The organism is Mesorhizobium sp. P5_C1, from assembly GCF_054049815.1.
In genome coordinates, this window is sequence record NZ_JBFULQ010000197.1 from 1 (window position 1) to 9,466 (window position 9,466).

Annotated in this window: 11 protein-coding genes; 5 read left to right on the plus strand and 6 right to left on the minus strand. The window is 63.4% G+C overall.

Translation table 11 applies throughout. The features are described 5' to 3' along the window. The coding region (locus ACXJ7R_RS16835) for a LysR substrate-binding domain-containing protein (protein ID WP_457152827.1) at positions 1–349 on the plus strand (349 nt) is incomplete at its 5' end. 31 nt (positions 350–380) lie between these two features. Further along, positions 381–1,364 carry a 4-hydroxybenzoate octaprenyltransferase gene (ubiA, locus tag ACXJ7R_RS16840; RefSeq protein WP_095091905.1) on the plus strand — a complete coding sequence of 328 codons (984 nt, stop codon included), beginning with the start codon at positions 381–383 and terminating at the stop codon, positions 1,362–1,364. A gap of 55 nt (positions 1,365–1,419) precedes the next feature. On the opposite strand, the gene ACXJ7R_RS16845 is transcribed toward ubiA, so the two are convergent. The 3 genes from ACXJ7R_RS16845 to ACXJ7R_RS16855 form a co-directional block, all read right to left on the minus strand. Further along, positions 1,420–1,986, minus strand: coding sequence for a DUF6101 family protein (locus tag ACXJ7R_RS16845; protein ID WP_095091904.1), 567 nt, complete (start codon positions 1,984–1,986; stop codon positions 1,420–1,422). Positions 1,987–2,171: 185 nt separating this feature from the next. Then, entirely contained in the window at positions 2,172–3,602 is a 1,431-nt protein-coding gene (locus tag ACXJ7R_RS16850; protein ID WP_457152828.1) for an FAD-binding oxidoreductase, read from the minus strand. A gap of 8 nt (positions 3,603–3,610) precedes the next feature. Beyond that, a complete protein-coding gene (locus tag ACXJ7R_RS16855; protein WP_457152829.1) occupies positions 3,611–4,591 on the minus strand; it encodes an L-threonylcarbamoyladenylate synthase in 981 nt (326 codons plus the stop codon). A gap of 184 nt (positions 4,592–4,775) precedes the next feature. Between ACXJ7R_RS16855 and ACXJ7R_RS16860 the strand changes: the two genes are divergently transcribed. Next, positions 4,776–5,303 carry a hypothetical protein gene (locus tag ACXJ7R_RS16860; RefSeq protein WP_457152830.1) on the plus strand — a complete coding sequence of 176 codons (528 nt, stop codon included), beginning with the start codon at positions 4,776–4,778 and terminating at the stop codon, positions 5,301–5,303. A gap of 152 nt (positions 5,304–5,455) precedes the next feature. After that, complete coding sequence (locus ACXJ7R_RS16865; RefSeq protein WP_457152831.1) at positions 5,456–5,845, plus strand: hypothetical protein; 390 nt, start codon at positions 5,456–5,458, stop codon at positions 5,843–5,845. A 123-nt stretch (positions 5,846–5,968) separates the two neighbouring features. Here ACXJ7R_RS16865 and ACXJ7R_RS16870 read toward each other — a convergent pair whose 3' ends face one another. Continuing rightward, positions 5,969–6,316: an ATPase gene (locus ACXJ7R_RS16870; RefSeq protein ID WP_457152832.1), complete on the minus strand. Its 348-nt coding sequence runs from the start codon at positions 6,314–6,316 to the stop codon at positions 5,969–5,971. A 105-nt stretch (positions 6,317–6,421) separates the two neighbouring features. Continuing rightward, entirely contained in the window at positions 6,422–8,542 is a 2,121-nt protein-coding gene (gene glyS, locus ACXJ7R_RS16875; RefSeq protein ID WP_457152833.1) for a glycine--tRNA ligase subunit beta, read from the minus strand. Between the two features lie 313 nt (positions 8,543–8,855). Here glyS and ACXJ7R_RS16880 point away from each other — a divergent pair, with 313 nt between their 5' ends. Continuing rightward, positions 8,856–9,032 carry a hypothetical protein gene (locus tag ACXJ7R_RS16880; RefSeq protein ID WP_167392422.1) on the plus strand — a complete coding sequence of 59 codons (177 nt, stop codon included), beginning with the start codon at positions 8,856–8,858 and terminating at the stop codon, positions 9,030–9,032. Positions 9,033–9,034: 2 nt separating this feature from the next. On the opposite strand, the gene ACXJ7R_RS16885 is transcribed toward ACXJ7R_RS16880, so the two are convergent. Further along, the coding region (locus ACXJ7R_RS16885) for a glycine--tRNA ligase subunit alpha (RefSeq protein ID WP_457152834.1) at positions 9,035–9,466 on the minus strand (432 nt) is incomplete at its 5' end.

The window sequence follows — 9,466 nt, forward strand, 5'->3', positions numbered from 1 at the left end:
GATCACGACAGACCAACCGCACAGCTGGCAGCACATGCTCGACCTGTTCCGCAGCCGCGGTCTCTCCCCGGTGGCGGACACAACGACGAGTTCGTTCGAACTCCAGCGCAGCATGGTCGCCAATGGCTTCGGCGTCGCCGTCAGCTACACCCGCCCGCATGGCGACCGCAGCTATGACGGCCTGCCGCTCCTCTGCAAACGGTTGTCCGATCCGCTGCCCATGCAGCGGATCCTGCTCACCTATGACACGCACCAGCGCGTTTCCAATGCGGCGCTGGCGTTCATCGAGGTCGCGAAGGATTGGTTCGCCTCTCATGACATCTTCGCGTCCGCAAGCGAGACTGCTTGACGGCCTTCCAGTCTGCTGCCAATCCAGCAGCATGGAACCGATCCAGTCGAAAGCGGCCCAGGGCCGTGTCGCCGATGCACCGAACGGCCATTGGGTCTATCGCGTGCTGCCGCGCTCGATATGGCCCTATGCGCAGCTTGCCCGGTGGGACAGGCCGATCGGCTGGCAATTGCTTTTGTGGCCTTGCTGGTGGTCGGCGGCACTTGCGGCGAGCGCCTATCCGCGTCCCGGCGATCCGCTGCTCTCGCTGCTGCCGGCGCCATTGTATCTCGTGCTTTTCCTGATCGGCGCCATCGCCATGCGCGGCGCCGGCTGCACCTACAACGACCTCGTCGACGAGGACATCGACAACAAGGTCGAGCGGACGCGGTCACGGCCGCTGCCGTCGGGCAAGACCACGCGTCGGCGGGCATGGGTGTTTCTTGTCCTGCAGGCGCTGATCGGCCTGGTGGTGCTCATCCAGTTCAACAGTTTCGCCATTCTGCTCGGCATCTGCTCGCTGGCCATCGTCGCCGTCTATCCGTTCATGAAGCGGATAACCAACTGGCCACAACTGGTTCTCGGCCTTGCTTTTTCCTGGGGTGCACTGATGGGATGGGCAGTCGAGTTCGGCGACCTCGATGGACCCGCCATCATGCTCTATATCGGCTCTATCCTGTGGGTGATCGGCTACGACACGATCTATGCGCATCAGGACAAGGAAGATGACGCCATTGTCGGCGTGCGCTCGACGGCGCGCCTGTTCGGCGACAACACCAAGTCATGGCTTGTCGGGCTCTATGGCGGCACGCTTGTGTGCTTCGCCATCGCCTTCGCGTCGGCTCAGGCTCCAGTGGTGGCGCTGGCCGGGCTGATCGCCGCCGGCGCCCATATGGCCCGGCAGATCGCCGTACTGGATATCGACAATCCGGACCAGTGCCTGCGGCTGTTCCGTTCGAACAACCAGGTCGGCTGGCTGATCTTCCTTGGCCTGATCGGCGGCGCAGTGTGGGTGGCATTGAAGCCGCTGGTTTAGCGGCTTTCTTCCTTCTCACCCCACAGGGGAGAAGGAAGAACGCGCCAAGCTCTTTCTACTCCCGCGAAATAATCTCCTGGCCGTCGATGACCAGCCTGAGACCGAGATCGCCGGCCCTGCGGCGGGCGAGGAAGCGCGGGCGGCGCATGTGCGAAACGCGGCCCTTGCGACGATCCTGCGGCGGCAGCGTCTTGATGGCGGCGCCGAGCGATTCTTCCAGGGTACGGGCAACGCCGTCCGACTCGATCAAGAGCATCGGCAGACGGTAGGCGTCGGCCCAGGCCCGCCAGTCGGCGGCGACATCTTCGAGATCATCGGCCACCAGCAGCGGCACCGACAGCATCGGATCGTTGTGCAGGAGTTCCAGCGTCACCGTAACATTGCCGTCCGGATCCTCCATCGCACGGGCGGCGACGCCGCGAAACGCATTGGCTGGCAGCGCGATGATCGCCGGCAAACCGCTCATCTCGAGCATGCGGCGGATCACTGCGCCCCGCTTGTCGATGGTAAAGGTCACGTCGCCGTAGTCGTCGCGTGTGGCGTAGCTCACCACTTGCGGCAGGCGGAATGGGTCGAGACGCATGTTGCGTCCGGCCCAGACTGGCTTCAGTCCGGTGTTCATAGAGTGCCTTCCTGTCTGTCTCCTGAGAGCCGGTGTCCGGTTCTCTCCGGGCCGGTTTTTCCAGCCTCGTTTGTGAGCAGACAGTAGCGTGGGCTCCTTACCGCCCCGCTTAAGAAAGTCGGTTAAATTTTGCTGATCTGCGGGATGGTTATCGGAATGCCACCAGCCACAAGATGCCGAAAGGATCAGATAACCTTACCGGGATTCATGATGCCGGCTGGGTCGAAGGCAGCCTTCACCCGGCGCATCAGGTCGATCGCCATCGGTGCCGCTGTGGCGATCAGTTCGTCCCGCTTCAACTGGCCGATGCCATGCTCGGCCGAGATCGAACCGTGCAGGCTGCGCACCACGTCATGCACGGCCTTGTTCATCGTATGATAGAGAGCGAGAAACGCCTCGTCGTCGCCGTCGACGGGCCGCGAGATGTTATAGTGCAGATTGCCGTCACCCATATGGCCGAAGCAGACCACGCGGGCGCCGGCACTCACCGACGCCACCGCGCCGGCGGCCTCCTCGATGAAGCGCGGGATCGAAGCGATCGGCACCGAAATGTCGTGCTTGATCGAAGCGCCCTCCGGCTTCTGCGCCTCGGGCAGCAGCTCGCGGAAGTTCCAGAAGGCATCGCCCTGCCCAAGACTTGCGGCAATGACTGCGTCGCCGACGAACTCCTGTTCGAGACCAGTCGAGAGCACCTCCTCGATCAATGCCCGCGAATCCTCCGATGAGCGGCCGGACGAAATCTGCATCAGCACATACCACGGCCAATCTTCGACCAGCGGCCGCACCACGCCCTGGGTATGCGCCAGGGTGAAGTCGTACGGGCGCTTGCCGATCAGTTCGAAGGCGGTGAGCGCTGCTCCGGCGCGGTCCATCGCCAGGCTGAACAGGGAGAGCGCTGCTTGCGGCGATGACAGGCCAACGAAAGCCACCTCGCGCCCTTTCGGCTTCGGGAACAGCTTGAGCACGGCGGCTGTGATGACGCCTAGCGTGCCCTCGGCGCCGACGAACAGGTTCTTCAGGTCGTAGCCGGTGTTGTCCTTCTTCAGCTTGCGCAAATCGTCGAACACCTCGCCGGTCGGCAGCACCACTTCAACCCCAAGGCAGAGTTCGCGCGCATTGCCATAGGCAAGCACGCCGGTGCCGCCGGCATTGGACGACAGGTTGCCGCCGATCTGGCAGGAGCCCTGCGCGGCCAGCGACAGCGGAAACAGCCGGTCGACGCTATCAGCCGCTTCCTGCAGCGTCTGCAGGATGACGCCGGCTTCGACCGTCACCGTGTTGGACAAGACATCGATCTCGCGGATGCGGTTCAGCCGCGACAGCGACAGCACGATCTCGCGGCCGGATCTATCCGGCACCTGGGCGCCGACCAGTCCGGTGTTGCCACTTTGCGGCACGACTGGCGTTCCCGTCTCGGTTGCCAGCCGCATGATCTGGCTGACTTCCTCAACGCTGCCCGGCCGCAGCACCAGCGACGTCGCGCCATGCCAGAGCCCGCGTCGCTCCGTGAGGTAAGGCGCGATATCCTGCTCGTCGCGCAACGCGTATTTGTCACCGACGATCGCCGCGAAGCGATCGATGAGAGCGGGATCGAGTTTCTCTGATACTTCGGTCATGGGGAAAACTACGTTGCTGCCAAGATGTTGTCACGAGGGGCGGCGGCGCGCGAGAGCCGATCGTTGATCGCCTCGCCAAGCCCGTCGAAGGGAACAGGCTCAACGGCGATAATCCGTGCGCCGCTGCTGTCGAGTACCTGCATATGAGCGAAAAGATTGCTCGCCGCTTCGCGCAGGTCGCCTGTCTCGGACAGGTTGACGAACGCGGCGGCATGTCGCCAGCCTTCGGCTCGCTGGCTGCCGAAGCCGAGCAGGGCTTCGCCCTCACCAACTGTTCCGGCGTTGAGCCGCATCGCGGCGTCAGGCGCATAGTGCGAGGCAAGCATGCCCGGTGCCTCGACGCCGGCGGCGCCGCCGCGCAAGAGCCCCATGCCGATGGCCGCCTCGATGTCTTCGGCGGCAATGCCGCCAGGCCGGAGCAGCCGCAATCTTTCCCCTTCGGCCTTGACGATGGTCGATTCCAGCCCGACTGGCGTCGCCCCGCCATCGACCACCAGCTTTATGCGTGCGCCGAGATCCGCCGCCACCGCTTGCGCCGTGGTCGCGCTGATCTTGCCGGATGAATTGGCGCTGGGCGCGGCAAGCGGCCGGCCAAGCCGGGCGATGAGCTCGCCGCCAAAGCCTCTTGGCATGCGCAAGGCAATCGTATCGAGCCCGGCCGTGACCAGCGGGTGGATGCCGTTGCCGGGCCGCTGCGGCAGCACCAGCGTCAGCGGACCCGGCCAGAACGCAAGCGCCAGTTTCTTCGACAGCGGATCAAACAGCGCTATGCGCTCGGCCATCGCCATGTCGGCGACATGGGCAATCAGCGGGTTGAAGCGGGGCCGCCCCTTGGCTTCGAAAATGCGCGCCACGCCGATGCCGTTGGTGGCGTCGCCGGCAAGCCCGTAGACGGTTTCGGTCGGGATGGCGACGACGTCGCCGTCCCGGAGCAGCGCCAGCGCCCGCTCCAGCGCCTCGCTGACGGCAAGTATTTCAGCCACTCTCATCACCTCGCAGATGACGGCTGCGTAGTACGATGGCGGCTGTTGGGCAAGTCGGCTGTTGCGACAAGTCGCTGTCGGGCAATCTGGGCATTGGCGATTTATCAATCGCTAAAATGCTACGTTCACGCGAAAGCCGGCATCAATTCCGGCCCGCTACTGTGCGGCTTCTGGGCAAAGGGGAGCGATCATGGTGTCTGTGCGTATGCTGCTGGGTATTGTCGTTGTGGTGGCGGCCGGCGGGGCACAGGCCTCGTCGCTGGTTTTCCCCGGCGTGCCCTCTTCGACGCCATCCATCATCAAGCTCGATGCCGCCAAACCCCTGAAGACCGCCGAAACCGCCAAGGCCAGCAATGTGCAATCGGTGGTGGGGCTCGGCGAAGCGCAGCCCGACGTCACTTATGAAAAGGTGTCGGCGATCACGGACAAGCCGGAGGCCAGGCGTGGGTTTGAGCAGAACCCGATGGTCATTCGCGGCGGGATCGTCGGTCCGGCCTTCTCGGCGCCGGCGCCAAGCGCCGCCTCGGCGAAAGCCGAAGCACCAGAGACGGGCACCGCGCCGGCGACAGGTACTGCGCCGGCGACAGGTACTGCGCCGGCAACGGCTACAGCCTCCGCCGCGCCTGCGGGAGACGCCGGGACAAACTCGGCCTCGCCGCCGAAAGCACCCGCACGAGCAACAACCCAGCCCGCTCGCGGGGTCAGCAAAGCCAATTAGAGGCTGGACCGCGACTTGACGGCGGTCTGGCGCCCAGCGCACYATTTGCAGGCAGACCCGTCGCGGTTCTTCGCCGCCGGGTGCCACTGTCCGAATTTCGTCAAGCGGCCATGGTAGACGGGTTTTTGTCATTTGGGGTAAGGGGGCTGATCATGAGAAAATTCAAAATTGTTACTGCGGCCGGGCTTCTGCTGGCGTCCTTGTTTGGCGCCGGCGCGGCCCAAGCCGATGACATGCTGGGATCCTATGTCGCGCGCATTTCCGATCGGGATCATCAGGCGAGTGACGGCTATGCACTGGAGACTGCCGCGCAGATGGTACGGCAGGACCGCGCCAACTGGCACAAATTCCACCGTCGCGACCGCGACGACGAGGGTGATGGCTGGTTCAGGACCAACGACCAGCGCGCCGATTTGCAGCGCATGCTGGAGCGCTCCGGCGCGATGAGCTCCTCGACCAAGCGCGCCATCGTCAATGGCGAGCCGCTGATCCAGGTCGACGTCTACGAAAACAGCGTGCGTGTCAGCATTCTGGAAGACTGACCCGTCAGCTTCCGGGAAGCCTGACCCAGTCAGCTTCCGGGAAGACTGATAGGTCCGCATCTGACAGAAAAGGCGGCGCGTCAGCGCCGCCCTTTCATCAATCAATAGATCGGCGGCCTAAAATCAGGCGGCTTCTTCCTTGTCTTCGCCTTCTTCGGACTCGTCGTCTTCGGATTCGTCTTCTTCGGATTTCTCGTCGTCGCCTTCAGCCTTCACGCTGTCATCGGCGTCGTCTTCGTCCTCATCGTCTTCGTCTTCTTCGTCTTCATCATCATCGGAGAGCGTGGCGGCTTCGGCGTCGTCAGACTCTTCGCCTTCTTCATCGTCGCCGTCTTCGTCATCATCCGACAGATCGGCCGCTTCGACCGTGGCGGCGGCAGCGTGATCGAGGGCGGTTTCGGAAGCGGATTCAAGCGCCTCGGCGGGAGCCGGGGTTTCTTCTGTCACTTCGATTTCGTGATCGGAATTCATGGAAGCCTCCGTGGGTTGGGGAACATGTCCCTTTTGCCACGGAGAGGTCATCGTCATATGACTGTAAGCCGGCTCGAAGGACCCATCTTCAGAATTTTTCAGGCCTCAACCAGCGATCTTCGAGAAGTCCGCGACCTGACCGGTGGCCGCCCGGATGCGGGCGAGGAGCGCCAGGCGGTTGGCGCGCACGGCCTCGTCCTCATCATTCACGAGAACATGCTCAAAGAATGAATCAACCGGTTCGCGCAACACGCTAAGCGCCAGCAGCGCGCCGGAAAAGTCTTCGTTTTGAATCGCTTCGCCGGCTTGCTTCTCAGCCTGATTCACCGCCGCAAACAGTGATTTCTCAGCATCCTCGCGAAACAGCGCCGGCTCAACAGTCTTGGCGACCACCGTTTTCTTCTTCTCCTCGGCGGCCAGGATGTTGGCCGCGCGCTTGGTGCCGGCGAGCAGATTCCTGCCGTCCTCGGTGTCGAGGAAAGAACCAAGCGCCTCGACACGGCGCACGATCTGCAGCAGGTCGTCGGACTGCGGTGTGATGACGGCGTCGATCAGATCATGCCGCGCACCCTGGTCACGGAGGTAGACTTTGAGGCGATCGTGGAAGAAGGCGAGGAGGTCGGAAACCCTCCCGACGATGGGGGCCAGCGCCAGTCGAGTATCATTTTCGRTCAATATTCTAACCACCCCGAGCGCTGCCCGACGCAACGCATAGGGGTCCTTCGATCCCGTCGGCTTTTCGTCAATGGCCCAGAAGCCGATAAGCGTATCCAGCTTGTCGGCAAGCGCGACAGCGACCGATACCGGATCGCTCGGCACACGGTCGGAAGGACCTTGCGGCTTGTAGTGTTCTTCCGCCGCCGCGGCGACCGAAGCATGCTCGCCCTGCAGCAGCGCGTATTTTCGGCCCATGGCGCCTTGCAGTTCGGGAAATTCGCCGACGACTTCGGTGGTGAGATCGGCCTTCGCAAGGACAGCGGCGCGGCGCGCCAGCACAGGATCGGCGCCGACGATCGGCGCCAATTCCTCGGCGAGCCGGGCAATCCGCTCCACCCGCTCACCTTGCGTGCCGAGCTTTGCATGGAAGGTGACGCCGAGATGGTCGAGGCGCGCCATGCGCTGGTCGAGCGGCTTCTTGAGATCGAGCCCGAATTTTTCCGCCGATGCCGAGAGCTGATGGAGGTCCGGCAAATCGCCCTGGTCGGTCGTCCAGAAATAGAGCGCATCGGACAGCCGGGCGCGCACCACCTTGCCGTTGCCGTGGGCGATCTCCTTGCCGCCATCCTTGGCCTCGATGTTGGCGGTGAGGATGAAGCGATTGGAAAGACCCTCGGCAGCACCCTGCGGCCGCGTGACAAAGCATTTCTGGTTGGCGCGGATGGTCAACCGGATCACTTCGGCCGGAATGGCCAGGAAAGCCTCCTCGAACTCGCCCATCAGCACGACCGGCCATTCGACCAGCCCGGAGACTTCCTCCAGCAGCCCTTCGTCCTCGACAAGATCGAGCCCGTTGGCGAAGGCGAGATTGCGTGCGTCGGCAAGGATGATCTCCTTGCGCCGGTCGGCGTCGAGCACGACCTTGGCCGCCTCCAGCTTTGAGACATAGTCGTCGAAGCGGCGCACCGTAATGGCGCCAGGCGCGTGGAAGCGGTGGCCATAGGTGATGTTGCTCGAACGGATGCCGTCGATCTCGAAATCGACCACCACCGGTTCCTCGGTCTCCGGGCCGAAGGTGCACAGGATCGATTGCAGCGGCCGCACCCAGCGCAGCGAACCGGGCTTGGCCGAGGCCGGCCCCCAGCGCATCGATTTCGGCCAGGGGAAGCCGCGGATGATGCCCGGCACCAGCTCGGCGATGATCTCTTCCGATGCCCTGCCCGGCTTCGAGATGTGGGCGACGTAGAAATCGCCTTTCTTAGGATCGGAATGGACATGCGCCTCGGCGATCGACGAAAGCCCGGCCTTGCGCAGGAAACCTTGCACCGCCTGTTCGGGCGCCGTCGTCGACGGTCCCTTGATCTCCTCGCTTATATCCTTCGAGCGCGCGGTCAGGCCCCTGATATCGAGCGCCAGACGCCGCGGCGTCCAGTACTCGCGCGCTGCCTCATAGGTCAGCCCCGCCTCGACCAGACCGTCGGTCAACATCTTCCTGAGATCACCCGCCGCCTTACGCTGCATGCGCGCGGGGATTTCCTCGGAGCGAAGTTCGAGCAACAAATCCGGCATCAGAGTTTCTCCACCCGCACGCCTTCTCCCTCTTTGCGCGTCCTCGCGCCTCCGGCGCTGCGGGCGCGCGGCTGTGCGGGGATTTCCTCGGAGCAAAGTTCTAGAAGCAGGTCAGGCATGGATGAGGCTCACGCGGCAAGATGGTCCGCGCGGGGCATAGCAACTCGGCTGGCCGCTGTCACCCTTTCCGGAAATTTTGGCCGCCCTGTCGGGACGAGGCGAACCCGCCCGTCCTTGGATCAAAGATTTCCATGAACCGAACGCAGCGCTGAAGCGACCCACGCTCAGGTAGGGAACTATTGGCTGAACGACCATGAAAACGGCATCCAGACTTCTGCAGATTGTAGCACTCACCGCCTGCTTCACCGCGCAGGCTCACGGTGCGTTCTCGATGCCGGGCGTTCGGCAGGCATTGCGCACGATCGACGGTGCCACTGGTCAGAACGTATTGCCGATCAACGCTTGCCTCAAGGTGATGAAGCGAGCCTGAACTCAGGCCGCCAGTCCGCCAGCCTGTGTCTTCAAAAACGCCTCGCCGCAGGCCTTCGCCAGATTGCGCACCCGCAAGATGTAGCTCTGCCGTTCCGTGACCGAAATCACGCCACGCGCGTCGAGCAGGTTGAAGACATGGCTGGCCTTGATGCACTGGTCGTAGGCCGGGAAAACCATGCGGTGCATTGGCAGATTGTCGTTCGACGCCGGTGCACCGGCATCGAGCAGCGCCTTGCATTCGGCCTCGGCGTCCTCGAAATGGCGCAGCAGCATCGCCGTGTTGGCGTATTCGAAATTGTGGCGCGAATACTCCTGCTCGGCCTGCAGGAAGACATCGCCGTAGGTGACCTTGTCGGCCCCTTCGCGGCCGTTGAAGTTGAGGTCGTAGACATTGTCGACGCCCTGCACATACATGGCCAAGCGCTCCAGCCC

Excerpts from the sequence above, each read along its gene's own strand:
- ACXJ7R_RS16850 (WP_457152828.1), bottom strand. The coding sequence starts at position 3,602 with ATGACCGAAGTATCAGAGAAACTCGATCCCGCTCTCATCGATCGCTTC.
- ACXJ7R_RS16845 (WP_095091904.1), bottom strand. The coding sequence starts at position 1,986 with ATGAACACCGGACTGAAGCCAGTCTGGGCCGGACGCAACATGCGTCTC.
- ubiA (WP_095091905.1), top strand. The coding sequence starts at position 381 with ATGGAACCGATCCAGTCGAAAGCGGCCCAGGGCCGTGTCGCCGATGCA.
- ACXJ7R_RS16880 (WP_167392422.1), top strand. The coding sequence starts at position 8,856 with ATGAAAACGGCATCCAGACTTCTGCAGATTGTAGCACTCACCGCCTGC.
- ACXJ7R_RS16865 (WP_457152831.1), top strand. The coding sequence starts at position 5,456 with ATGAGAAAATTCAAAATTGTTACTGCGGCCGGGCTTCTGCTGGCGTCC.
- ACXJ7R_RS16860 (WP_457152830.1), top strand. The coding sequence starts at position 4,776 with ATGGTGTCTGTGCGTATGCTGCTGGGTATTGTCGTTGTGGTGGCGGCC.
- ACXJ7R_RS16870 (WP_457152832.1), bottom strand. The coding sequence starts at position 6,316 with ATGAATTCCGATCACGAAATCGAAGTGACAGAAGAAACCCCGGCTCCC.
- ACXJ7R_RS16855 (WP_457152829.1), bottom strand. The coding sequence starts at position 4,591 with ATGAGAGTGGCTGAAATACTTGCCGTCAGCGAGGCGCTGGAGCGGGCG.